Genomic DNA, 22,447 nt, shown 5'->3' on the forward strand with positions numbered 1-22,447 from the left:
CTGCCGCCGACGCCGCCGAACCCGCCGGCCACAGCCCGGCGGTAGCCCGGCCGATCCCTCTCTCGGAGATGCCGCTGTCCGACCTCGACCAGCGATTGCTGCTGCACTCCGTGGCCGACCGGCTCAACACCGTCGCCGACCATCTCCCGCTCCCCGACCAGTTCACGTCGCCCCCCGATCCGGGGCTGAGCGAGATCCTCGACGACGAGGTCCGCCACCTCGCCCGCCTGCTCGGCTACCTGGCCGGCGAGCACGCCTTCCGGCACCGGGCCGCCACCCGCTACCCGAACCGGGTCACGACCATCAGCCGCCGCACCGCCCTCGCGATCGCCAGCGCCGCCGAACCCACCGCAGCTGCGCTCGCGGCGCTCGGCTCGGCCGTCCACCACCTCGGCCGCTTGGCCGACCTCGCCCACCAGGCGCCGAGCCCCGCTAGGGCCCGGGCGACCGCCGCCACGCGTGACGCACTCGCGGACCGCATGGTCGGCGCCCGTACGCACCTGGCCCGTGCATCGAAACAGCTGCGCACCGCAGCCGACACCTGGACGGCACCGATCCTCACCACGCCGCCGCCTGCACCTTCCACTCCAACGACGCACCGCCCGAGGAACCGCCCTTGCACATAACCGAGTTCACCGACACACTCGCCGAACGGCTCCCCGGCTGGCGCCCCTCTAGCACTGCGGTAGCCATCGCCGACGATCCGGCCGCCAACCGGATCTGGGACAGCGGCTCCCTTCCATATGCCTCCTTCGAGACCGACGACGTCGAGCGCAGCGTGCTCACTCATCACTGGGGGCTGCAGCTGTACGTCATGCCCCGCCCTCACCGGCCGGGCGAGTATCTGGCGCTGCCGATGCTGCCCGCCAACACCAGCCACCAGCACGTCCGGGGCCTGAGGGCCCCGCGCGGCATCGCCGTACCCGCCGACCCCGTCCGGGCCACGGCCCTGCTGAAGCGCCGGCTGCTGCACGACTACCGCTTCACCTCCCCCACCGCGATCCGGCGCAGCAGCCCCGGCCACCTCCAGGTCCACGTCGCCTTCGACGCCGACCGGCGTCCGCGGATCCGCTCCGGCTACATCGGCGCCAACAGCGCTCTGCTCCGCGGTGGTTTCCTGCTCGACCCGGCCACCGGCGAATGCCACCTCCCCGACACCCTCACACCCACGCAGACCCGGCATCAGCTGGTCAGGGCCGTGCAGTACCTGCGCCATCGCGACTTCCACATCGTCATGCACTACGCCGAAGGACCGCGCTCCCACCCACCCCTTCCCCGAGTCAACCCCCGCAAGGGGATGGGCCGGTGAGCCAGAACCACCACCCCTGACCCCGCAGGGGTCAACCACCGCCCGCCTGCACGTCCTTGGAGAACCCTCTGGCCACGCGCTCCTTCATCGCCCGCCCCACCACCGGAACGGGATACAGCGGCATTTACGTCCAGCTCGACGGCGTACCCAGCCACCACCTCCCGCTGCTCCTGGCCGCCTACCAGTACAAGTTCGGACGCGACGTGGAAGCCATGTCCCGTCACCTCATCGACGACGTCGCCGTCGGCTGGGACGAGCTCGGCACCGACCTCCTCGACGGCGCCCCGCCCTCGCTCGTGGCCGCGCTGACCGGCGGCGAGCAGTGGCCCAGCCGTCACCTCGACCACCTCATCACCCCGGACGGCTCCCCGCCGGTGCGCATGTCGGTCACCGACGAGACCGCCGACGAGCAGGACATGCAGTGGGGGTACATCCTGCACAAGGAGGGCATCGAGGTGATCAGCCTCCTCCACGAGGACATCGGCCCGGTCGTGGACTGGGCCGTCGACCCGCGCACCGGCTTCACCGACCACCCGGCGGCCTGGTCCTCCCTCGACCCCGCACCGGTTATCCGGGCATCGCACAGCACGCCGCCCCCAGGCGCTCCCGCTGCATCCCCGGCGAAGGCCCACGCCCCGCGTCCCGCCACGCGCCGCTAGTTCACTCCCGTCTTCCCGGAGCCTCCCCCTGCCCTCGCACACCCCGCCCCTGATCACCGTCGTCATCGCCAGCCGCCTGCGCGAAGACCGGCTCGACTACCTGACCGCCATGCACGCCAGCCTCACCCGGCAGTCCGTGCCGTGGGAGGCCGTGATCGCACTCGACGGTGCATCGCCGGACCGCCTGCCCGACCCGCTCGCGCAGGACTCCCGCGTCCGCACGCTCGCTCTGCCCCGCCCGGTCGGCGCCGCCTGCGCCCGGAACCTGGCCCTCGCCCATGTCCGCACCCGGTACACCAACTGGGCAGACGACGATGACGAGTTCACCGACGACGCCATGTCCGTACGGCTGAACATCCTGGAATCGACCGGGGTCGGCTGGTGTGCGGGATGGAGCGAGGACCGGCACCCCGACGGCTCGACCACCCTGTGGCGATGCCCCGCCCCGCCCGGCCGGCACGAAGCCGGCGACGTGTGGACGTACTGGAAATCACCGGCGGACACCATCCCCATCGGGCCGACCACGATCCTCGCCCACACCGACCTGGTGCGCGCCGCTCCGATGGGCGGGCTCGTCCAGGGCGAGGACTACTGTGCCGCCCTCGGCGTCACCAGCCTCGCCCCCGGGATCCTGCTTCCCCAGCCGGTCTACCGGTACCGCAAACACCCTGGCCAGATGACCCGCCAGGACGCCTATGACGTCCTGGAGCCGGAGGCTCGGCGGCATGCGTGGAACTACGGACGCAGCCTGCGAGCCGCCCTCCGCGCCCGGGACACAAGCGCTGCGGCCGGGGTGGTCTGATGTCTTCCTCCGTCACACCGGCCACATTCGACTATCTGGCCAGGCGTCTCGCTCACCGACGACATCGGCGTGCTGGCCCACCATCTGCAGCACACCTTCGAACACGCACAGGAACGGTTCACCACACCGCAGACGGTCTACCAGCCCGAACGCTTCGCCCTGGTCCAGCTCGCCCGGGCCGCCGCCGGTATCAAGCGAGTTCTGGACACACTCGCCGAAGCCCTGACCTCCGCCACGACCGGCTTCCAGCGCGAGGTCGTGGAGGATCTCGCCCACTCGCCTCTGCGCAACGACCCCGAAGTCCTGCGGATCATGACGGCCGAGAAATATGTCGCGGCCCGCGCACGCCTGCGCCACACCGCCGCCGCCCTGCGCGCGACCTCCGCCCCGGCACCGCCTGGGCCGTCCGCACCGCGCACGACCGGCCCACGGACCCAGCCAGCCGCCGTCCAGTCACGGCAGCCGAACCGCCGCTGAACGACACCAGCAGGCCCCGGGAATGCCCCCGAACCCCCTGGCCGCCATCGCCCACGGCAGGCGGTGCCAGTGGGCCAACACCGCCTTGGACCAGGCCGGATTCGCCGAACGGGACGACGGAAGCGACAGCACGCCCGGCCCTCCGCCGGCGGACCCGCCCCTTTGAGACCAGCTCGGCGTACCACGACCCGTCCGCCGTCCCCTCGGCGCTGACCAGCAGAAAGAAGGAATCCTTCCCTGTCCGATCACTTCCGCTTCCGTGCCCATCCCGAGCACGGTTTCGTCGCCACCGCCGCACCGAGCTTCACCCCTCACCTGGCCGAGTGGTTCCTCGTCCGCGAGCAGTTCGAGCCCGTCCCCTTTTCACCGGGCCTGTACCGGCTCACCGAGCCGGAACGCGATGGGCTGCGCCGTACCCGCCAAGCCGTCCACGACCTGCGCAGCCTCGGCTACAGCGTGCAGGCCGACATTCGCCCCGGCCCGTCCCTCTCCGCCGGCTCACCGCGCCCGGACCGGCCGAACGGGCTGCAGGAGCGCCGCAGTCGTCTCGCCCAAGCAGCAGCCGGCCGAACGACGCAGCGCGCCACACCGCCCACCACTTCCCCGCCCTCGGCCCGACCGATCCCACCGAAGCCCGTCTACGCACCGACCGTCCACCTGACGGCCTCGGGCAGTGGACGGTCCCGATGACGCCCGCGAGCAATCCGGCCCCGGACGGCTCCGTCCCGGTGACACCGGATCTCGCGGACGGTGCACGCAATTTCCGGCTGCGGATGGCGGTCATCGACCGCGAGTTCGAGGTCGCGCTCGACATGGCATGCGACCGCTACGGTCGCACCGTCCACACAGGCGCCGCGGCAGCCGCACGAGCCCACCGCAACAGGGCGGCGGTGGAGGCGTACACCACACACCTCGCCCCGCACGCCGACACTCTGCTCGACGCCGCCCGCAGTGTCCTCGACGAGCTGCCACCCGCCCGGCACCTGGCCGGGTGGCGGGCCGTGCTGGACGGCCTGGCCGCTTCCGCCGCCGAGATTCGCCGGGCCCTCGACCGGCCGGCCGCCCCTGGCTCCCCGGCCGAACGCACGCAGCACTCGACCCTGTGGCCGCACCTCGCCGCCTGGGCGGATCACAGCTCCGTCGTCGGCGACCTCGCCGACCAGACCAAGCACCACCCCAGGGCCCCGCTGACGGGCGAGGAACAGCGGATGTGGACGGAGAGGGCCCGGGCCGCGCAGCAGCGGGGCGAGCTGGAGCTGACCGAGTCGTGGTACGCCGCCGACGGGCAGCCGATCACCCTCGCCCACCTCGTCGAGAGCGACGACTCGACGCTGGTCGCGCTGCGAGGTGACCCGGACGCGCCGGGCTGGCAGGTGATCGGGCACTACGCCCACGAATACGAGGCAGGGAAGGCACTGCCTGCCCCGGTCCCGCCCGGTGTGCTGCGCGCGGACGTCTCCCGGTTCAACCGCCCTGCGCCCGCCCCGGAGGTGTCGCTGCAGGAACTCATCCGCGACGTGGTCGAAGGCCGGACCTCAGGAGACGCCTCCGAAGCTCTCCTCGGCGCCGTCCAGCGCGGCTACATCTCGGGGCCGATGGTCCGTCTCCAGGAACTCCTCGAAACGAGTGGCCAGTTCGCCGGCGCGCTGGAGACCGTGCAGGGCCGCCAGATCGCCGCCCGCCTTGCGGCGCTGGGCCGGCAGATCGAGTTCCTCACCCGCGAAGTCGAGGAGGCGGCCGAGGACCTCGGCGCGACCGTCGCCGTCCTGCCTCCGCACCGCACCCCCGTGCTGCGAATCCGCCCGCGCCCCGCCGTGGACACCACACCCCCCACTCCGCCGCCCCGCACCAGCACGCCCGCCCGCCACCGCTAGGAGATCCGCCTTGCCCGAAGCACCAGCAGAGCCGTTCATGACGATTCGGCACGCCATCACCGGCGAGATCACCACCACCGGCTACAACGCCGCCGCCCGGCGGATCCTGCTCCAGGCCGGCTTCGAAGAGACGCCCGGCTGCGCCTGCCGAGCGACGGAACCCGGTACGCAGCGGACGCACGGGCCTGCCCGGCAGCCGGCGAGCTGCTCGTCGCCGGCCATCCCCTGCACCTGCACCGAGCCCTCGGCCGACCGGTGAGCACCGACGGCACGCCCCGGCAGGCCGGTCGCCGATGTCGGCACAGTCCGTGATCCGCTCCGAGAGCGGCCGGCCTCTCCAGCGCATCGCCAACCCCGCCCGCAACCGCACCTGTTGAAGGAACCTCGTTCTTGACCACACCCGGAACACCTACCCCTCCAGCGCGGACCAAGGGCGGCGAACTACGGGCCAAGGTGGCCCGACTGCTGGCCGACCGGCCGGCGGACACGCTCACCATCGGGGACATGGCCCGGCAGCTGGGCCACTCCCACGGCGCTGTGCGCAACGCCGCCCTCACCCTGGTGCGACGCGGCGAGGCCGACCAAGGCGGAATGGGACAACCGGAGTTCCGCGCGAACGCGAAAACCGCCGCAGCCGCGCAGACCGCTGTGATCAGCCCACCGGGCACCCACGCTCCCCGCGCCCAGGCGGCCACGGCCCCCACGGCCCGCACGACCATTCCCGCCGCAACCACGCCGAAGCAGACCGGCCCGATCCGCCGCGCGGGGGGCCAGCTCTACCACCCCCGGGAGCTGGCCGATCTGCCCGACGTCGAGGCGCTGAATCGCCTGCGCGACGCCGACGTGCCGGTGCTGCTCTACGGCCCTCCAGGCACCGGCAAGACGAGTCTGGTCGAGGCGGCGTTCGAGGACCTGCTCACCGTCGCCGGTGACGGCGACACCACGGTCGGCGACTTGATCGGCGAGTACACACAGGACGACGCGGGAGCCTACGTCTTCCAGTACGGTCCGCTGGTCACCGCGATGACCGAGGGCCGCGCCCTGCTGATCGACGATGCCACCTTGATCTCACCGAAGGTCCTGGCGGCGCTGTATCCCGCGATGGACGGGCGCAGGCAGATCCAGGTCAAGGCCCACAAGGGCGAGACCATCAAGGCCGAGCCGGGCTTCTACGTGGTGGCGGGCCACAATCCCGGCGTCCACGGCGCGGTGTTGACGGAGGCGCTCGCGAGCCGGTTCAGCGTGCAGATCCAGATCGGCACGGACTATGACCTCGCCCTGGCCTTGAGGATCGATGCCCGGGTGGTCCGGGTCGCCCGACACCTCGCCCACGAGGTCGAACTCGGCGAGCTGGGCTGGGCCCCCCAACTGCGGGAACTGCTCAGCTACCAGAAGACCGAGGCCGTCCTCGGCACCAAGGCCGCGCTCGCGAACCTGGTCGGCATCGCTCCTGTGGAGGATCGCGACGCCGTCGCCGCCGCCGTCATCAAGGCTGCCGGCGTCAAGAAGATCGCGCCCCTCACCCTCGGCAAGCAGCTCCCCGCCTCAGCCGTCCGCCGGCCCCCGGGCAGCACCGGCTCCGCGCACCGGGGCCGCTCGCGTTGAGCGCCCACCACCACGTCCAGTCCCCCGCCACCATCCGGGACGACGACGCCGACCTCGCGCGCTGGGACGACGACGGCGCCCCGCCCGCGCAACCCCGTTCCTCCCCTGACGCGTGGCTGCGCGTGGGAGCCGAACTCGGCGACCGGCTGGTCGACCTCTCCGGCCGCCAGGACCTCCTCGTCACCTGCCGCCCCGGCACGCGCAGCGGTGCACCGGCCGCGTTCTTCCCCACTCTGGGCGAGGTCGAGTTCGACGCCGGCCTGTTCGCCCCGCTCCAGCCTCACGAGATCCATCCGCGGATCGTGGGCGACGAGGAGCGGTATCCCGCCGCCTGGGGAGTGTTCGTCCACGAGGCCGCGCACGCGGCCCACTCCGTCTGGACGCAGCCTGCCGGAGCGGACCCCCGTGTCGTCGAGGCCGCGCTCCTGCTGGAGGAGAGCCGTGTCGAAGGCGCGCATCTGATCACGCGGCCCACGGACCGCACGTACCTGCGCACCAGTGCCCGAATCCTGGTCATGCCCGACATCGCCCACCCCACGCTCCAGGGCATCGAGCACGCCGCCGGCGTGGCGGCTCTGGTCCTCGGCCGCCGTGACGTCGGCATCCTGGACGCCGGCGAGACCCGGGCCGTCGCCGATCTGTGCGAGAAGGTGCTGGGCGCAGACCTGTTGGCCACCCTCACCCGCATCTGGACCGCAGCCCACCGGTGCGCCGACCACGACGCCACGACCATGCTCGCGCACGGTCAAAAATGGTGCGACGCTCTGGACGCCGCAGCCCCCGCCCTGCCCGTGCCGGAGAACCTCACCGATCTGCTGTCCGGCGCCGTGGGGGTCGTCATGGACAGCACGGCCGCCACCGACGCCGCCGACCTCGCGGCACAGGCCGCAGCGACCAACGCCATGGCCGCGCAGTCCAAGGCGCAGGCTCAGGACCGCGCCCAGCGGGCCGGCCGACGACGCAAAGCCGCCGCCACCGCCAAGTCGGTCTTCAACGCCCGTGGCACCACCGTCACCCCCGACGGCACACCGGCGCCCTCCGGCAACCCGGTCACCGGCACCCGCAAACCGACCGCCGCAGAGCAGGGTGCCGCCGCGCGCCTGAGCCGCGCCCTGCGTGCCGCCGCCTACCGCGAGCGGACCGAGGAACGGACCACCAGCCCCACCCCGCCCGGCCGCCTCCACATGCGCGCGGCCCTCGCCCGCGACGCTCAGCGCGCGGCCGGTTCGGTCCCCACCGCGGAGCCGTTCACCCATACCCGCCGCCGGAACTCCCCCACCCCACCGCTGCGTGTGGGTATCGCCGTCGACGTCTCCGGCTCCATGCGTGCCGCCTGCGCGCCCGTCGCGTCCGCTGCCTGGATCGTGGCACGCGCCGCAGCCCTGACCGACCCCGACTCCCTCACCGCCACCATCGCCTACGACAGGCACCTGACCGCACTGACCCGACCCACCCACCGAGCACCAGAGCGCGTGACGACGTTCGAAGCCAACGGCGGCCACCACAACCTCGGCGACGCCATCGACGCACTCGACCACGGCCTCGAACTCAGCCGCCCCGGCGCCGGCCGCCTCCTCGTGATCGTCACCGACGCCCGGTACCGCAGCGACGAAACCGCTTCTGCCGTCACCCTCGTCAAGCAGCTCACGACCGCCGGCTGCGCCGTACTCCAGCTCACCCTCACCGCGAAATCCCACCACTTGCCGGGGACCACCTTGCTGCACCTGCCTCGGCCCTCCAGCGCTCCCGTCGCCATCGCCACGGCGGCCACAGACGCCATCCGCAGGACACGCTGAGACGACGCAGAAGACGGAAGCGTCCCCGGGACCACCGCCAAGCACTCCAGACCACCTCCGCCCGCCGCGTGAACCGTGCATCTGATGCACGACCCTCCGCGACGACGCAGGCCACCACCATCTGTCTGCTCGACCGCACAGACCCGCTCTTAACCCCTGAACTGCCCGTCACCGCAAGGAGATCACCCCGAATATGGCTGTCCGTACGACCTGGAAAATTGTCCACAGCTGTGGACACGAAGTGGCACACAACCTGTCCGACCGACCTGCCGACCGGCGGGCCGGCTTCGCCCGCTGGCTCGCCGAGCGTGACTGCTCCGTTAACTGCACCATCTGCACCTCGTTGGTCACGGCGTAACAGGCCGCGATCAAGGAGCAAGTGATGGATGTACGCGATGAGTTGATGGAGGGCCAGAGGGCCATCCCGCGCCTCGGCCGAGTGGTCGAGGTGAACCGGGCACATCCGCCGTACGCGATGCTCGATGCGGCGGGGGCCGAGGTCGAGCCGGTCACCGCGTTTCTGCGGGACCTGGCGCTTGGGGATTCCAGCCCGCTGACCTGCCGCAGCTACGGCTACGGAATGTTGCGGTGGTTCCGCCTGCTGTGGCTGCTGGGCACCGGGTGGGAGCGGGCAACGGAGTCGGAGGTCGCGGTGCTGACGGGCTGGCTGCGCTCGGCCGCCAACCCGCAGCGTCAGCGGCACCTGGTCGATGCTCCGGTGGCCGGGACGGTCAATCTCCGCACGGGCAAAGCATCCCTGAGCGCCGGATACGCGCCGCGCACCATCAACCACGCTCTGACGGTGATCAGCGGGTTCTACGAGTTCCACGCCCATCACGGCCGCGGCCCGGTCGTCAACCAGGGCTTGATCAAGTTCCGTGTGTGTTCGGATTGTTGGTGATGCCCAGGATGGCGAGTGCTCGTTCGGGTTCGTGGCGGAGGGCTCGGGTGGTCTTGGCTATGTTGTCGGCTCCGAGGATCTTCAGGGTGCCGATGGCGAGGTTGCGGAGGGTGGCCATGGCGCGGGGTGCGGTGCCGGTGTGAATGGTCGAGGCGTCCTCGGCGAACGTGACATCCCGGATGTAGTGGGAGGAATTCTCGATGCCCCAGTGCTCGCGGATGGCGGCGGCGAGGTCGGCGGGGCGGGTTTGGTGGGCGGCGAGGCTGGTGACCGCGTAGACGTTCTCGCGGGTTTCGGGCCGGCCTGTGGGCTTGCGGCGGCGGTGGACCCGGATGGCGAGGTGGGCGTGGGGGAAAGCGATGCCGCCGAGGTTGTCGGCGATGGCGCAGGTTTTGACCGAGCGGGACTCGCGGCGGCCGTGGGCGGTGGCCGCGGCGGTGTGCTGGACCTTGATCGAGGTCCAGGGCAGGGCGGCGAGCTGGGCGTGGGCGGTGGGCTGGTTGGTCTTGATGACGGCGATGTAGTGGGCTTTCTTCGTCTCGACCAGCCAGGTGATGTTGGCCTTCACCGAGTGGAGGGCGTCGAAGGTGACGACGGTGTCGGCGAGGTCGAGCGGTGCCAGCAGGGGCTTGAAGTGGCGTACTTCGTTGGTTTTCGCACCGACTTCGACCTGGGCGATCGTGGCGACGCGGTCGTGGGTGACCGCCGAGAGCAGGTGACGGCGCGGCGTGTCCAGGCGGGCTGAGCCCTTGAGGGACTTGCCGTCCACGGCGATGACCTGCCGCGATCGGGTCTCGGGCATGTCCGCGGACGCGGTGATGCGGTGCCGGTCGGCCAGGTAGGCGCCCACCGCCTGGTCCAGGGCGTCGCCGTCAAGTGCCTGAAGGACGCGTCCGAGAGTGACCGGTTTGGGGCTGCGCCGCCAGCCGAGCAGGTGACGGCGTATCCCGAGGGATGCCAGCAGCGAATTCGTGGCCCGCTCGCCGAACTCGGCGAGTTCGTCGATGCTCTTCGCGCCGCAGACGGCCGCACAGGCACACACCAGCAAGATCGCCGTCAGCGAGTACCACCTGCCCCGGCGTGAGCGCGGATCCGGGACCGATTCGAGGTAGGGACGCAGGTCAGCGATCCGGTCCGCATCCAGCGGACCCAGTTTTTCCAGCACGGCAGCGATAGGGGAAGATGCAACAGCAGGCACGGGACGTCCTCGTGATCATCTGGCTTCGACACCACAATGATCACGAACCCCCGTGCCTGCTCTGCTGTTCGCCCCTACCGGTAGATCGCCAACCCTCCACGCAAGCACGGAACTTGACGGAGCCCTGGGCGGGGCCCAGGCCAGGTTCCTGGCCGAGGTCAACGCCGAAGAGGGAAAGCGGAATGTGGAGCTCGCCCTGGCCGAATACCGAAACTACCAGGAAGGAATCATGCCGTCCGGACCCGGCGCACGCGATCTGATCGACTTCTTCGCCAACGTCGACGGCCAGCTCGCCCGCGCGGCCCGGGAGGACCCGAGTGCCGTGGCCAGTGACCAGGAGGTTCGCCGGTTGGTGGCCGCACGCGCGAAGACGCTCTACCTGGGGGCGGCGAACTACTGCTGGTTCATCGACCCCTCCAAAGCGTTGTGCCTGCGGCTGGCCGGGACGCCGGACGCGGACAAGCCGCTGGCGGGGATGTGCGACTCGGCCCGATGCCCGCAGGCGACCCACCATCCCTGCCACCGCCCGGCCTGGGACAGCAAGGCCCGCGCGGGGAAGGTCTTCATCGGCGGGCTGAGCCGGGGACAGTCCGCCGAGCGGGCCCGGCTGGAAGCGTCGCTTGCGCGCGCCGAACAGGTCGTCGCGCAGATCGACCAAGCGGCCGGAACAGCCGTCGCCAGCATGCAGGAGGGTATCCATGGGACGCGTGACTGACCAGACTCGGCAGGCCAACGAGGCGGCGATCCGCGCCGCGATCGACCGCCTACTGCGAGGAGACCTGCCGCCCGGGGGCAAGTGCGACCTGAAGACCCTGGCCACCGTGTCCGGGGTCACCCGCACCGGCTTCTATTCCAAGAAACACCGCGACGGCACCACCCGGCCTGGCCCCTACCAGCACCTTGCCGAGGAGTTCGAGCGGCGCCTTACGGCTCTGCAGGAGGCCCGCGAGATTGTCGACCCACGGGCCGCGCAGATCGAACGGCTCAAGGCCCAGGTCAGCGAGCTCAAGGAGCGGGTCACGAAGCGGGACGAAGCCCTGGCCGAGCTCACCGTGTTCAAGTCGCTCGCCATCTCCCGGATCGCGGCCCAGCACGACGAGATCGAGCGGCTGCGGGAACAGGCTGCCGGACTCGGCAACGTCCGCCGCCTGCCTGCCGCCCGCAGCGGTACAGCACCGTACGAGTCGCGCAGTTGAGGCCGTCCGGACCTCTTCCCACGCAGCGGCAGGGACTCGGGCAAATTTCGCCAGGCGCGCCCCGCCACGGCGTTGCCATCGGCATCCGCTACCGCGTCAGCCCAAAGAACAGCATCGTGGCGGCCGTCAGCACTGGCGCCAAAACCTCGCGCGCCGTATCCCATGCAACTTGCACCGCCGTTCGGACAGCAGGTGCGTCTGCGTCCATCGTGCCTCGGCTGGCTTCCTCTATAGCCGTCAAGCTCGGTTCCAGCTCCCGGATCTGCACCGCCGACAGCTGGTTAGCATTCACGGCATCTCGTAGAGCACGATGGATTTCGCTTAGGGCAGCGACCTGCTCGGCGGCACGGGATGAATGAATTACCGGGCCGTCATTTTGATACAGATGCTTCACCGGCGAATTTGTAAAGTTATTTTCATACTTTGCAGCCATGAAATCACCCTTCCCATGCCGAAAAGAATCGTGCAACCTTAGGCTCCATCTGAGCCAAATGCGGATAATGCTGAATTATCCACCTGACCGAGGAAACCAAATCCGATGGATTGAAATTACCGCCTACGGCAGCATGCACGATAGAGATATGTCGATTAAGTTCCCCTTCGAGCGTCGCATTGGATTCAACAACAGGGATCCCCTCGAAAATCTGACGCATGACCGAATGGTCGACCTGAATCCGGTCGACCATTCGCCGCCTACGATCCTTGGCCGCCGAAACGATATCTTGCAACGCAACTCGGAACTCGTCGTCCGTAACTTCGCTTGCGCTGCGGTAGACGGGCGGGTGCGTTGACGGGTGCGAGACATCGCCCTGATTCTGATAGAGATGCTCAATCGTCGAATTATCGATTTTCGTGACGTAGGTTGGCGCGCTGCCCTTCTTATCGTGCTCTGGAATCGATTCACCAGCCAGGCGACGCAAAGCCTCTCTGTACCAAAGCCCGGCCCCCGTAGCGGTCGTCTGGCGATCCTGAACCTTTAACAGACCCCAGACGTGCCCTACCCGCATCGCCTCATAGCGAATGACATCCCGGACATCATCCGAATCCGCAAGCCGCGCATAATCATCCGTTCCGGCCTGCAACTGACCGTGAAGCAGAATCTTTTCTAGGAACTTAGCAACATCGCGAGTATTGCACCCGCCCTCGCAGATCGCCGGCAGTGCATAAGGAGAGTGACGTAAAAGCTCTTCACTAAACCGATGCGTCGATACGGTTCCACCAGCCGAAACCAATACGACTTTCCCTCTCCCGCCGTTGCGCGAATAATCCACAAACCGTGCAGTTATCATAAACTGAAATGCGCGAAAGGATCCATCCTCGGGAGTCACAATGTTCGACCCCAGCGTAAAACCCTCCGCATCGGACCTGTAAACGTTACGCTGCCCCGGCCAATGAAATGATGCGAGATCCCCAAATTTGACAAATGCCGGCCAAGGCCATGCATCACGATACCCACTGTTGGATGATCTCTCCCAAGTCCTGCCAACCGTTGGGAGAATCCGGCGGTCTCTTCGCAACCTGGCTTCGTATCCCGCGCGAAGAAGGAGGCGCGGCCCTGACTCGTCGGCTCTTGTGTCAAGCAAGTGCAGGGAGCACACCATCCGCCGTAGATCGAATACGGCTGCATCCGCCACACGGCCCCCATCCTTCGAGTCAACTCTCCTTAGCGTAGCCAACTTGGGCACGACAGAGGTAGAACTCACGCACACTGTCAAGCTCATGTGCCGGGCAACTCTGGGACCTCGAGCTACCTGAAGTGTCTGGACGCCGCGGGGTAGGCAACCAACGCGTGACCTCCGACACATCGAAGCAGCCGTAAGAGACACAGTGACCTATCTGGATCAACAGCTCGAAGGAGCCGTTGATCCAGCTGCAGAGCGACATGCCGCCGTGGGACACGGTCTCTGCCGACACAAGCGACGCCGAGGGCACTGACCTGCTCGAACTCCTCAACGCTGCAGGCGAGAACGACCGCGGTACGGAGAACCCGTTCCGCTGACGGCGCGGGAACATAGCCGGGAAACGCCGGTTAGCCAAACCGGCGTTCCTCCGGACCATTGTTCCTCCCACCCCGCCACCGATTGCGTGGAAGGAACCGCATGTCCCAGCCCCCGCCCACTTCGGCCTTCGCGCCGACGCCCGACCCGCTCACCCCCGCCCGGGACATCACGCACCAGCACTTCCAGGCCGGCGACACCGTCGTCGTCCTGAAGGGGGTGGCCGGCGGGGAACTGTGGGGCGACGCGATGCGCGTCGTCGCCCCGTCCTGGCACACCCCGACCGACGAGGACGGCTGGCGGCTGCGTGATGCGACCGGCGGCGCCCAGACCTACGTCACCGGCCACCCCCGCTACCTCGTGCACCTCTCGCGCCGCTGCCCGGACTGCCTGATCTACCTGCGGGCCATGGAAGACGCGCTCCTGCCGCGGTATGCGGGCCGTGACGAGCTGATCGACTGCGGCTGGTACACCACCACCGCCCTCAACCAACTCGTGCACATCGCCGACGTCCGGGGCGGCCGGTGATTCCCCGCCTCCATGAGCGGACCCACACGCCGCACGACCCGCTCGCCGAGGCACTGGGGCGGCCAGTTTCGCCGAATGAGGGCCTGACGCAGTACACGGTCGTCGCCCACTGGCCGGGCCTGGATTACTTCACCCTGGACGACGAGCAGAAGACCTGGACATCGGTCCAGTGGGCCGAGCACCTCGAAGACCCGTACCTGGAGCACCCGTTCGCCGCCAGCCCGGACGACGACCGGCGGGCGATCCTCCACCTCGACGTCCGGCTTCACCCGGACGGCCGGGAGCTGACCGGCCCCGAGTGGGCCGAGACCGCCCACCGGCTCGCCCGCGTTGCCGGCATCGAGATTCCCGGCAAGGAGCACGGCTGCCGGTGGATCGCCGTTCAGGCCCAGCCCGGACGCCTCGACCTGATCGCCAACCTGATCCACCTCGACGGCGCGTGGCACGCCTCGCCCACGGACATCCTGCGGCGCCTCTCGGACGAGGCGCGCCGCATCGAGCGGGACCGCCACCTGCTCCCCGTCCGCACCGGATCCGCGGCGCGGCCCGCCATCCGCACGGCGCCCACGGCATCGGCCCAGTTCGCGAGCGTCCTAGCGCAACTCGCCGACGAGCAGGCCGGCCCGCTGGCCACGGTCCGCGGACTGGTCGAGCACACCGCGCACCGGATCGCCCGCCAGCCCGGCGCCGCCGGAACCGACACGGCGCACCGCCTGGAGCTGATCGCCCGCCGCCTCCACGCCATCCAGCAGGACCTGGACAGTACCGCCGCGCAGCTGGTCCAGCCGCGGGTCGCCGCCGTACCGCCCGCCGCCCGGCACACCACCCACCGATCACCGTAGGAGAAACGTCTCCTTGCCCCGTACCGACCGCTTCCTGGACATCCGCCGCGACCCGCACTCCGACGAACTCCTCGCCCGCGGCGGTGACTCCGAGGCACACAGCGTCCTGCAGCGCGCGGGTTTCATCACCGTCGTCCGCCTCCACGAGACCTACCACCGCGCCCCCACCGGCCTCACCAAGGACGACGAGTCCGATCTCGCCACCGACGCCGTCGCCCGCCTCCGGGCCGCCGGGTACCACGTCGCCTGCGCCCCGGACTTCGACACCGACGCCCGGCCGTCCAGTTACCTGCCGCTGGGCTCCTCCGTCGCCCACCTCGCCGAGCGCATTCGCGACGCCACCACCACGGGCGAGGCTGCCGATGCACTGACCGAGCTGACCGCAGCCCATGACGGCATCCTCGCCGCGCTGGAGGAAGTGCTCACCGCCACCGCCGAGTTCCACGACGGTCTCGGCCAGCCGGCTGACCCGTATTCCGCCCTGCGACTGCGCTCCCCCGCCGACGAGCACCTCCACATCATCCGCACCGCCCTCGCCCACACCCGCACCGCCCTCGCCGACCACGCCCCGCACCCCGGCCGCAGCACCTGCACCGGGGAGGTCCCCACCACCGAACGCGAACGCTCCGCCGGCCCCCGCCGCGCACGCTCCCGGCCCCGCCGCCACCGGTAGCCGCCGGACTGCGCCGCTGACCCCACCTCTCCCAAGGACACCATGCACAACCACGACACCTCTGAGCGCCTCGCCTCGTACGCCGACGTCCTCGCCGGCGAACTCCCCGGCACCTGGACCAGTACGCACCTCCCGCCGGAGGCCAAGGACGACCTCGCCGAACTGGCCGACCGCATCTGGGACCTGGACCTGGCCGCCGCTGCCCTCGCCGAGCGTCCGCTTCGGCAGGCAGCCGTCCTGAGCCGCCCCGACGGCGCCCAGCTCGTCCTTCTGGACCGGCACGACGCACGCGACGGTTTCCTCATCGCCGCCGTCGCCCCCCACGCCCTGCCGGACGAGGCGTACCACGCCGTCCGCGAGCCCAACGGCATCGCCCTGGCGGACGACCCGTTCCTGAGCGCGGAGCAGATAGCCGGCGACCTGCTCGCCCGCTACGACAGTGCGCTCGCCCAGGTCCGGCACAACGCCCTGGGCGGCATCCAGCCCTCCCAGCCGGACCGGGTCGTGCTGACCTGGCAGCAGGACGGCAGCGTCGCCACCGCACCCGTCGACGACCGTGCCGGCGCGATCCTCGTCACCCACGGCTTTGCCCAGGACCCGCAGAGCGGCATCTTCCGCCTCAGCGGTGAAGACACCAGGGCGCAGGCGCGCGCCCTGCGCGAGATCGGCCCGCAGCTGGACGCGCTCGGCATCGGCACCGCCCTCCAGCACCCTGCAGGCCGGACCACGCCCACCTCCGCCCCTGCCGCCATGCCGCCCTCTCCGGCCGGCAGTCGTGCGCCGGCCACCAGGGCTCGATGAAGCAGACGGAGCCCGAGTTCTGGGTGCTGGAGTACATCACCATCACCAAGGATCCCCGCAGCAGTCTGGTCGTCGTCATCGGCGGCGCCGAGAAGGCCGCGGACATCCTCCAGCGAACCGGCGGCCCCACACCGCCGCCGAGCACCGCCCAGCCCTCGGCCTCCCGCAGCCGTTAGCCCCGGAGAGACATACATGGCCAACCTGGCCGACGAATACGGCACGGACGTCGAGATCTACATCAAGGCCCTGACGACCACCATCCACGCCGACACCCCCACCGGCGCCCCCGCCAAGCTCCACGACCTGCTAGAACAGGTCGGCCTGGAACGCCACGAATACCCCACGGACAGGCCGCTGTACATCTGGCACACCGTGCCCGAACACCTCGGTGCCGACGAGCAGAAGCGCGTGGCGACCCGCGCCATCCCCGCCCTGCTCCTGGCCGGGTACGAGGTCAACTGCACGCCCGACGTCTTCGACGAAGCCGCCTACCGGCAAGCCGTGCACGAGGCCCGCACCCGTGCCGCCCGTCCCTCCACGCAGCATCCGCCACCGGCCGGCTCCCCCTCGCACCCCGCACCGGCCCAGCGCACCCCGTAAGACCGCCCGGGCGGCCCCGGCACTCTCCGGGGCCGCCCACCGCACCACTCAATCCCGGAGAAACCCGTAGCAGCCCGCACACCCCCGCCGATCAGCCACCGGCTCAAACCCCGACTCGCGACCGCGCTGTTCCGCCGCTATCTGCGCGCCTGCATCCCGACCGGCCCGAACCGCGCTTCCCCGCTGGCCGGCACCCGCCCGGAGGCCGTCCTCGCCGAGACGCAGCGCGTCGGCCACCGCCACCACCACTGACCGACCCCCTGACCCGGAGGAGCATGTCCCACCCCGCCCCCTACCCGGTGCGACTGGCCGACGAGATCACCCGCCAGCTCGGCCAGCTCGCCGATCACCTCTCTCAGCTTCCCCCTCCCCAGGCCGCGCAGGTCATCGCCCGCGTTCTCGACCCGGACGCCGGAGTCCTGGGCGGCATCGCCCACCTCGTCGCCACCGGCAGCGTGTTCGCCAAGGACCAGGCCGAACGAGGCGCCCTCCCCGCGGAGGTATGGCTCGCTCTGGGCCGCGCCTCGAACGAACTGCACGACATCACCCTCGACCTGGACGAACACAAGGACACCCTGCAGCACGTCGGCACCCAGCCCGCCACCACCGCGGCGAAGCCCCCGGCACCCGCACCGCTCGTCATCCGGCGGCACCGGTGAAGAAGAAGCAATGGCAGGGCTGGGGGCCAGGCGAACAGGCCGAGCAGCACTACCTCGTCCAGCCCCGGACCCTCGCCGGCGGCGGCGACGTCCGCCACGTCGCGGCGTTCCTGCGTGCCTCGGGATGGCGGGACAAGTCCAAGACGAACGGCCCCCTGCTCATGGAGAGCCCCGACCGCACCGTCCGTGTCGCCTACGACCCCTACGTCCTTCCCGGCGGGTGGACCGTGCACGGCAGAGCGGACGGCCCCAACGGCGAGTGGACGGCGCACCTGGGCCGGCAGACCCCGGTGGAGATCGTCGCCGGTCTGACCGACGCCCTCACCCGCCCCCGCTCCGCCCACGCTCCCAACGTCTGGGCACCGTTGCAGGAGCAGAACTGGCACACGCGTTTCGAGGGCGAGCACTACACCGCGACCAGCCCCGACGGCACCACGTGGATGCAATACCACCACAGCCCCGACGGCATGGCGATGTGGTGGACCGGAGCGAAGGACAAGCAGGGCAACGGGTGGACGGCCAACTTCACGCCCAACACCCCGATGCACCTGGTGCAAGCCTTCTCGACCGAACTCGCCAGCCCCGATCCCGTGATGCGCCCGCGCGGACGCGTACCGCACAGCGCGCAGATCCGTACCTGGTCAGTCTCCGTCAAGCCCTCCCAGCTCAGTGCGTGGCAGCAGGCCCGGATCACGGCCGCCCGCGCCGCCACCTGGGCCCGCAACAGCGCCCGAAGCACCCGGCCACGCCCCACCGCCCGTCCCTACACCCCGGCCGGCGGCGCCCGGACCCGCCGCTGACCCGACGCCCCGTCCCAAGGAGCCCGATGCCCGCACTCACCCCGGACACCATCCACACACTGACCGAAACGCTGTCGGACCTCACCGACTACCTGCGCGAGAACCCCGACCCCGTGGAGGCCCTCGCCCTCGTCGAGCCTCTCCTCGACGAGTACACGGGCCTGCCCGTCCAACTCGCCGACACGCTGCGCGCCCTCGCCCGTGCCCTTCAGAACCACACGGACGTCCCGCGCACCGCGCAGGTCGACCTTCTGATCACCGAGTTGCGCACGGCCGCGTGGGAGCAGACCGACCAGCACACCCTCCACTACGTCCTGGACGACCTCCGCGACCTGTACGGCAGCGCCGTCACGAGCGAGCCGGGGTACTGCCGGTGGCGCTGAGCGAACGGCAGCTCGCCGCGTACGCAGACAAGCACGCCGGGCGCATCCCGTTCGACACCAGCCCCCGCCACCTCGCCGGCCCCGGAGACGCCCGCCACGTCACCCACGGTCTGGCTGCCGCCGGATGGAGCGCCGTCTCCGACCCCCTGAGTGCCGAGATCGTCCTGCACAGCCCCGACCTGCGCCACCGCCTCCAGTTCGACCCGCAGTCCACCACCTCCGCGTGGTGGCGGCTGCGGGCGGAGCCCACCGACACCGAGCCCGGCTGGTACGCGGAGTTCGGCGAACTCGTGCCCGCCGAGGTCCTCGCCGGCTTCACCGACGCCCTCGTCGTCCCGCCGCCACAGCAGCCGGACCCGTGGCACCCGGTGACTGCGGCAGGGTGGCACCGCGACTCAGACGGCACAGCGCGCTCGCCAGACTCCATGTGCCACATCGAACTGCGCCCGCTGAGCGAATTCCGCGACCTGCCGTCCTGGCACGTCGAGACCCGTGAGCCCGGCCACGGAGAGTTCCACGGCCCGCGCATCTGGCACGCCTACTTCGACGAGCACACCCCCGCCCACCTGGTCGAATCGTTCCTCACCGCACTGGCCGACCGTAGCCCGCTCCAGCGCGGCATGTATGACCGCACCGGCCACTACAGCGCCGTGCAGAAGCCCAGTGCGCTACGCCCGCAGCAGGTGGTCGACGCGCACACCACCCGTATCGACTCCCTCCGCGCACGGGCACGCTCCACCCGCCGTCAGCAGACGAAACCCGCGACGGCCCCGGCCCCAGCGAACCTCGGCCCAGCCCAGCCGACCGCTCGCCGCTGAACCGACAGGACTCCACCTCATCTCCAGCGACCACCACGCACACCGCGACTCCCTCCGGCACCTCGACGACTATCTGAACGACAGCAAGAAGATCCTCGACGCCTGGGACGCCTACTCCGACGAGCACACCGACCTCGACGGCTGGCCCCACGACGACCACGCCTACGGCATGCGCGCGAGCCAGCGCGACGCCGACACCCTGACAGCGTTCGAGCCGCTCCGCTACGGCGCCCGTCACCTGCTGGCCACCGCCGAGACACAGCTGACCCAGCTGCCGCAGAACACGGTGCAGAGCCGCTGGGTCTACCAGTTGGGCGTCCTGCGCGACGCCCTCGACCGGCTCAACGAACTGCACGAGCAGTGGCTGGCCACCCGAGACGCCCTCCCCACCACCGCCAGGCCCGGCACCGCCGACTTCGACGACGCCCTCGCCGAGCATCACGCCGAATCATGGAGCCACCTCGACGACTGGGCCACTCACGGCAAGACGCTCCGGGAGATCAACTCCGCTGCCCGCAAGGCCCGTTCACCTCTGGCCCCCATACCGCTCCCCGCACCTCTCCGGCGGATTGCGACACGGAAGTGAGCATGCCCCCAGGCTCCCGAGACCGTCGAGGTCGCGCCGGTCAAGAACGGCCACAGTCGCTCATCCCCCCATCCCCGTCCGGAAGCACGTAGCCCTTGCCCCCTTCCTCCTCCTCGAACGGTTCCACCGACGGATACGACCTCGTCCTGCGCCTCCTCCTCGGCGTACTCGCGATCGTCGTCCCCCTCGCCCACTTCGCCTGGCTGTCGGGCAACATCACCGCCTACCTCACCGGAGCCGGCTGGGCGCCGTACCAGCCGACCGCCGCCCTGCTCCACCCCGAGCAGGTCTGGCCCGGTGCGGGAGAAACGTCCCTGCTGATCGGCGCCCGCATCGTGCCCGTCCTTCTGCTCCTGGCCCTCGGGGTTGTGGTCGGCGTCGTATGGGCCCGGCACAGGAGCCGCAGCGGCGGTCGGAAAAAGAAGATCGCAGACATGGCCAAGGCCCGGGACATCGAGCCCCTGATGGCCAGGGCGATCGCCGACAAGGCCCGCTCCCTGCGGCCGAGTCTGAAGGACGCCAAGAACATCGACGCGAAGGACACCGGCATCCTCCTGGGCAACCTGCAGGGCACCAAGCACGAGGTGCGCATGGGGTTCGAGGACGTCGCCGTTGCGATTATGGCGCCCCGGTCCGGCAAGACGACCTCGCTCGCGATCCCCTCCATCCTGCACGCCCCGGGCCCGGTGCTGCTCACCAGCAACAAGGCCGCCGGCGATGCCTTCACCACGGCCTACGAAGCGCGGGCGAAAGCGGGACAGGTGTGGACCATGGACCCGCAGCAGATCGCCCATGCTGCCCGCGAGATGTGGTGGAACCCCCTGGCCGGCGCGACCACCCTGGACGGGGCGAACCGGCTGGCCGGCCACTTCCTCGCCGCGAGCGTGGATGCGTCCCAGCAGGGAGACTTCTGGTCCAAGGCCGGCAGCAACATCCTGTCCCAGCTGCTCCTGGCCGCGGCTCTCGACGAGCGGCCGATCACCGACATCATGCAGTGGCTCGCCTTCCCTGCCGACCGGACTCCGCTCGACATCCTCCGTGATCACGGTTTCGCCGCCGTCGCTGCGCAGTTGAAGGGCACCGTGGAGGGGCCGCCCGAGACCCGCGACGGCATCTACGAGACCGCCCGCCAGTACGCCGCCGCGCTGCTCAACTCCGAGATCGCGGCCTGGGTGACGCCGCAGGAGGGCGTCCCCGAATTCCAGCCGGCGCAGTTCGTCGGCTCGACCGACACGCTCTTCCTGCTCAGCAAAGACGGAGGCGGCGGCGCCTCCGCGCTGATCGCGGCGTGCGCGGACTCGGTGATGCGCGCCGCGACCGCCCAGGCCGAACGCGCCGGCGGACGGCTCGACCCGCCCATGCTGGCGATCCTCGACGAGGCCGCCAACGTGTGCAAGATCAGCGACTTGCCGGATCTGTATTCGCACCTCGGGTCGCGCGGGATCATTCCGATCACGATCCTGCAGTCCTACCGCCAGGGCCAGAAGGTCTGGGGTGACGCCGGCATGGACGCCATGTGGTCCGCCTCGACCGTGAAGGTCATCGGCTCCGGAATCGACGACCCCGACTTCGCCGACAAGCTCAGCCGCCTGATCGGCGACCACGATGTCGAGACCACCTCGACCTCCCACTCGGAGTCCGGCAAGTCGACCTCCGTGTCGATGCGGCAAGAGCGGATCCTGCCCCCCGACGCGATCCGGGCCCTGCCCAAGGGCACCGCGCTGTGCTTCGCCACCGGCATGCGCGCCGCGATGCTCGACCTGCGTCCCTGGTACCTGGAGCCCGGCGCTGACGAGCTGTCCGCCGCCTCCGCCCGCGCGTCGAAGGCCATCACCGCCCGCGCCATAGCCAAGCACGCACCCCAGCAGGGCGACTACGACACGGCCGCCTAACCGCGCTGCGCCACACCCCCAGATCGCGCTGACCGCACCACGACCCTCCGG

Annotated in this window: 29 protein-coding genes; 26 read left to right on the forward strand and 3 right to left on the reverse strand. The window is 70.2% G+C overall.

Features of this window, described 5'->3' with window-relative positions:
- The first annotated feature begins 68 nt into the window (after window positions 1–68).
- The 11 genes from F9278_RS15465 to F9278_RS15515 all read left to right on the forward strand — a co-directional run bounded on the left by F9278_RS15465 (window position 69) and on the right by F9278_RS15515 (window position 9,423).
- Window positions 69–626 (forward strand): hypothetical protein, encoded by a 558-nt coding sequence (locus tag F9278_RS15465; protein WP_152168851.1) that lies wholly within the window; start codon window positions 69–71, stop codon window positions 624–626.
- Entirely contained in the window at window positions 617–1,309 is a 693-nt protein-coding gene (locus tag F9278_RS15470) for a hypothetical protein (protein ID WP_152168852.1), read from the forward strand. Before F9278_RS15465 ends, F9278_RS15470 begins: the two co-directional genes overlap by 10 nt.
- A gap of 86 nt (window positions 1,310–1,395) precedes the next feature.
- Window positions 1,396–1,968, forward strand: coding sequence for a hypothetical protein (locus F9278_RS15475; protein WP_226967293.1), 573 nt, complete (start codon window positions 1,396–1,398; stop codon window positions 1,966–1,968).
- A 49-nt stretch (window positions 1,969–2,017) separates the two neighbouring features.
- The gene (locus F9278_RS15480; protein WP_152168854.1) at window positions 2,018–2,770 is read left to right on the forward strand and encodes a glycosyltransferase; all 753 of its coding nucleotides are present in this window, start codon (window positions 2,018–2,020) and stop codon (window positions 2,768–2,770) included.
- Between the two features lie 69 nt (window positions 2,771–2,839).
- Window positions 2,840–3,247, forward strand: a complete 408-nt coding sequence (locus F9278_RS15485; RefSeq protein ID WP_152168855.1) for a hypothetical protein — start codon at window positions 2,840–2,842, stop codon at window positions 3,245–3,247.
- Between the two features lie 237 nt (window positions 3,248–3,484).
- The gene (locus F9278_RS47080; protein WP_152173885.1) at window positions 3,485–3,937 is read left to right on the forward strand and encodes a hypothetical protein; all 453 of its coding nucleotides are present in this window, start codon (window positions 3,485–3,487) and stop codon (window positions 3,935–3,937) included.
- Window positions 3,934–5,121, forward strand: a complete 1,188-nt coding sequence (locus F9278_RS15495) for a hypothetical protein (protein ID WP_152168856.1) — start codon at window positions 3,934–3,936, stop codon at window positions 5,119–5,121. Before F9278_RS47080 ends, F9278_RS15495 begins: the two co-directional genes overlap by 4 nt.
- Before the next feature lie 37 nt (window positions 5,122–5,158).
- Window positions 5,159–5,380 (forward strand): hypothetical protein, encoded by a 222-nt coding sequence (locus F9278_RS15500; RefSeq protein WP_152168857.1) that lies wholly within the window; start codon window positions 5,159–5,161, stop codon window positions 5,378–5,380.
- A 194-nt stretch (window positions 5,381–5,574) separates the two neighbouring features.
- Window positions 5,575–6,726 (forward strand): AAA family ATPase, encoded by a 1,152-nt coding sequence (locus F9278_RS15505; RefSeq protein WP_193241997.1) that lies wholly within the window; start codon window positions 5,575–5,577, stop codon window positions 6,724–6,726.
- Window positions 6,723–8,522, forward strand: coding sequence for a vWA domain-containing protein (locus F9278_RS15510; RefSeq protein WP_152168859.1), 1,800 nt, complete (start codon window positions 6,723–6,725; stop codon window positions 8,520–8,522). Before F9278_RS15505 ends, F9278_RS15510 begins: the two co-directional genes overlap by 4 nt.
- Before the next feature lie 382 nt (window positions 8,523–8,904).
- Window positions 8,905–9,423, forward strand: coding sequence for a hypothetical protein (locus tag F9278_RS15515; protein WP_226966757.1), 519 nt, complete (start codon window positions 8,905–8,907; stop codon window positions 9,421–9,423).
- Here F9278_RS15515 and F9278_RS15520 read toward each other — a convergent pair.
- Window positions 9,392–10,588, reverse strand: a complete 1,197-nt coding sequence (locus tag F9278_RS15520) for an ISAs1 family transposase (protein WP_152168860.1) — start codon at window positions 10,586–10,588, stop codon at window positions 9,392–9,394. The two genes, F9278_RS15515 and F9278_RS15520, sit on opposite strands and share 32 nt — an antisense overlap.
- A gap of 217 nt (window positions 10,589–10,805) precedes the next feature.
- Here F9278_RS15520 and F9278_RS15525 point away from each other — a divergent pair, with 217 nt between their 5' ends.
- Window positions 10,806–11,336, forward strand: a complete 531-nt coding sequence (locus tag F9278_RS15525; RefSeq protein ID WP_152168861.1) for a hypothetical protein — start codon at window positions 10,806–10,808, stop codon at window positions 11,334–11,336.
- Window positions 11,320–11,817 carry a hypothetical protein gene (locus tag F9278_RS15530; RefSeq protein ID WP_152168862.1) on the forward strand — a complete coding sequence of 166 codons (498 nt, stop codon included), beginning with the start codon at window positions 11,320–11,322 and terminating at the stop codon, window positions 11,815–11,817. Before F9278_RS15525 ends, F9278_RS15530 begins: the two co-directional genes overlap by 17 nt.
- An 88-nt stretch (window positions 11,818–11,905) precedes the next feature.
- Here F9278_RS15530 and F9278_RS15535 read toward each other — a convergent pair whose 3' ends face one another.
- The gene (locus F9278_RS15535; protein WP_152168863.1) at window positions 11,906–12,250 is read right to left on the reverse strand and encodes a hypothetical protein; all 345 of its coding nucleotides are present in this window, start codon (window positions 12,248–12,250) and stop codon (window positions 11,906–11,908) included.
- A 4-nt stretch (window positions 12,251–12,254) separates the two neighbouring features.
- Window positions 12,255–13,088, reverse strand: a complete 834-nt coding sequence (locus F9278_RS15540) for a hypothetical protein (protein WP_152168864.1) — start codon at window positions 13,086–13,088, stop codon at window positions 12,255–12,257.
- A 590-nt stretch (window positions 13,089–13,678) separates the two neighbouring features.
- Here F9278_RS15540 and F9278_RS46190 point away from each other — a divergent pair.
- The 13 genes from F9278_RS46190 (at window position 13,679) to F9278_RS15600 (ending at window position 22,396) form a co-directional block, all read left to right on the forward strand.
- Window positions 13,679–13,816 (forward strand): hypothetical protein, encoded by a 138-nt coding sequence (locus F9278_RS46190; protein ID WP_193242114.1) that lies wholly within the window; start codon window positions 13,679–13,681, stop codon window positions 13,814–13,816.
- A gap of 100 nt (window positions 13,817–13,916) precedes the next feature.
- Window positions 13,917–14,342 carry a hypothetical protein gene (locus F9278_RS15545; RefSeq protein WP_152168865.1) on the forward strand — a complete coding sequence of 142 codons (426 nt, stop codon included), beginning with the start codon at window positions 13,917–13,919 and terminating at the stop codon, window positions 14,340–14,342.
- A complete protein-coding gene (locus F9278_RS15550) occupies window positions 14,339–15,184 on the forward strand; it encodes a relaxase/mobilization nuclease (protein ID WP_152168866.1) in 846 nt (281 codons plus the stop codon). The genes F9278_RS15545 and F9278_RS15550 overlap by 4 nt, the downstream gene beginning before the upstream one ends.
- Before the next feature lie 13 nt (window positions 15,185–15,197).
- A complete protein-coding gene (locus F9278_RS15555) occupies window positions 15,198–15,857 on the forward strand; it encodes a hypothetical protein (protein ID WP_152168867.1) in 660 nt (219 codons plus the stop codon).
- Window positions 15,858–15,899: 42 nt separating this feature from the next.
- On the forward strand, window positions 15,900–16,658 hold the full coding sequence (locus tag F9278_RS15560) for a hypothetical protein (protein WP_152168868.1): 759 nt from the start codon (window positions 15,900–15,902) through the stop codon (window positions 16,656–16,658).
- Entirely contained in the window at window positions 16,655–16,834 is a 180-nt protein-coding gene (locus tag F9278_RS15565; protein ID WP_152168869.1) for a hypothetical protein, read from the forward strand. Before F9278_RS15560 ends, F9278_RS15565 begins: the two co-directional genes overlap by 4 nt.
- Before the next feature lie 16 nt (window positions 16,835–16,850).
- Window positions 16,851–17,258 carry a hypothetical protein gene (locus F9278_RS48165; RefSeq protein ID WP_152168870.1) on the forward strand — a complete coding sequence of 136 codons (408 nt, stop codon included), beginning with the start codon at window positions 16,851–16,853 and terminating at the stop codon, window positions 17,256–17,258.
- Window positions 17,259–17,533: 275 nt separating this feature from the next.
- Window positions 17,534–17,917 carry a hypothetical protein gene (locus tag F9278_RS15575; protein WP_152168871.1) on the forward strand — a complete coding sequence of 128 codons (384 nt, stop codon included), beginning with the start codon at window positions 17,534–17,536 and terminating at the stop codon, window positions 17,915–17,917.
- Window positions 17,914–18,717: a DUF317 domain-containing protein gene (locus F9278_RS15580; RefSeq protein ID WP_152168872.1), complete on the forward strand. Its 804-nt coding sequence runs from the start codon at window positions 17,914–17,916 to the stop codon at window positions 18,715–18,717. The genes F9278_RS15575 and F9278_RS15580 overlap by 4 nt, the downstream gene beginning before the upstream one ends.
- A 26-nt stretch (window positions 18,718–18,743) precedes the next feature.
- On the forward strand, window positions 18,744–19,100 hold the full coding sequence (locus F9278_RS15585; protein ID WP_152168873.1) for a hypothetical protein: 357 nt from the start codon (window positions 18,744–18,746) through the stop codon (window positions 19,098–19,100).
- A complete protein-coding gene (locus F9278_RS15590) occupies window positions 19,091–19,918 on the forward strand; it encodes a DUF317 domain-containing protein (protein WP_152168874.1) in 828 nt (275 codons plus the stop codon). Before F9278_RS15585 ends, F9278_RS15590 begins: the two co-directional genes overlap by 10 nt.
- Window positions 19,919–20,087: 169 nt before the next feature.
- Window positions 20,088–20,504, forward strand: a complete 417-nt coding sequence (locus F9278_RS15595) for a hypothetical protein (protein WP_226966758.1) — start codon at window positions 20,088–20,090, stop codon at window positions 20,502–20,504.
- Between the two features lie 95 nt (window positions 20,505–20,599).
- On the forward strand, window positions 20,600–22,396 hold the full coding sequence (locus tag F9278_RS15600; protein WP_152168875.1) for a type IV secretory system conjugative DNA transfer family protein: 1,797 nt from the start codon (window positions 20,600–20,602) through the stop codon (window positions 22,394–22,396).
- Window positions 22,397–22,447 lie beyond the last annotated feature (51 nt).

Origin of the sequence: Streptomyces phaeolivaceus (genome assembly GCF_009184865.1) — a bacterium.
Classification (GTDB): Bacteria; Actinomycetota; Actinomycetes; order Streptomycetales; family Streptomycetaceae; genus Streptomyces; species Streptomyces phaeolivaceus.

Coding starts and splice junctions, on each gene's coding strand:
- F9278_RS15465 (WP_152168851.1), top strand. CDS start 69: ATGCCGCTGTCCGACCTCGACCAGCGATTGCTGCTGCACTCCGTGGCC.
- F9278_RS15495 (WP_152168856.1), top strand. CDS start 3,934: ATGACGCCCGCGAGCAATCCGGCCCCGGACGGCTCCGTCCCGGTGACA.
- F9278_RS15500 (WP_152168857.1), top strand. CDS start 5,159: ATGACGATTCGGCACGCCATCACCGGCGAGATCACCACCACCGGCTAC.
- F9278_RS15515 (WP_226966757.1), top strand. CDS start 8,905: ATGGATGTACGCGATGAGTTGATGGAGGGCCAGAGGGCCATCCCGCGC.
- F9278_RS15530 (WP_152168862.1), top strand. CDS start 11,320: ATGGGACGCGTGACTGACCAGACTCGGCAGGCCAACGAGGCGGCGATC.
- F9278_RS15535 (WP_152168863.1), bottom strand. CDS start 12,250: ATGGCTGCAAAGTATGAAAATAACTTTACAAATTCGCCGGTGAAGCAT.
- F9278_RS15545 (WP_152168865.1), top strand. CDS start 13,917: ATGTCCCAGCCCCCGCCCACTTCGGCCTTCGCGCCGACGCCCGACCCG.
- F9278_RS15560 (WP_152168868.1), top strand. CDS start 15,900: ATGCACAACCACGACACCTCTGAGCGCCTCGCCTCGTACGCCGACGTC.
- F9278_RS15565 (WP_152168869.1), top strand. CDS start 16,655: ATGAAGCAGACGGAGCCCGAGTTCTGGGTGCTGGAGTACATCACCATC.
- F9278_RS48165 (WP_152168870.1), top strand. CDS start 16,851: ATGGCCAACCTGGCCGACGAATACGGCACGGACGTCGAGATCTACATC.
- F9278_RS15575 (WP_152168871.1), top strand. CDS start 17,534: ATGTCCCACCCCGCCCCCTACCCGGTGCGACTGGCCGACGAGATCACC.
- F9278_RS15585 (WP_152168873.1), top strand. CDS start 18,744: ATGCCCGCACTCACCCCGGACACCATCCACACACTGACCGAAACGCTG.
- F9278_RS15595 (WP_226966758.1), top strand. CDS start 20,088: ATGCGCGCGAGCCAGCGCGACGCCGACACCCTGACAGCGTTCGAGCCG.